Consider the following 353-nt stretch of genomic DNA (forward strand, 5'->3'; position numbering starts at 1 on the left):
CGATTCCGGTCTTCAGCACCAAATATCGCGGGGTGGAGCAGCTGGTAGCTCGTCGGGCTCATAACCCGAAGGTCGTAGGTTCAAGTCCTATCCCCGCAACCAACATGGCGGAATAGCTCAGCTGGCTAGAGCATTCGGTTCATACCCGAAGTGTCGTAGGTTCAAGTCCTATTTCCGCTACCATAACCTTATAATTAATTTAAGGTTAAAATATTTTATATTACATATACTATAGTCAGAAATGCTGAAGTGGCGGAACAGGCAGACGCACAGGACTTAAAATCCTGCGGTGGTTAAACACCGTACCGGTTCGATTCCGGTCTTCAGCACCAATATCGCGGGGTGGAGCAGCT

At 48.4% G+C, this 353-nt stretch carries 3 tRNA genes; all 3 read left to right on the forward strand.

What is annotated here, in order from left to right:
• Positions 1 to 26 precede the first annotated feature (26 nt).
• The 3 genes from B3603_RS11365 (at position 27) to B3603_RS11375 (ending at position 332) form a co-directional block, all read left to right on the forward strand.
• Positions 27 to 102, forward strand: a tRNA-Met gene (locus B3603_RS11365).
• A 4-nt stretch (positions 103 to 106) separates the two neighbouring features.
• Positions 107 to 183, forward strand: a tRNA-Met gene (locus B3603_RS11370).
• A 60-nt stretch (positions 184 to 243) separates the two neighbouring features.
• Positions 244 to 332, forward strand: a tRNA-Leu gene (locus tag B3603_RS11375).
• Positions 333 to 353 lie beyond the last annotated feature (21 nt).

Origin of the sequence: Clostridium sp. UBA2485 (genome assembly GCF_002341865.1) — a bacterium.
Classification (GTDB): Bacteria; Bacillota; Clostridia; order Clostridiales; family Clostridiaceae; genus Clostridium_J.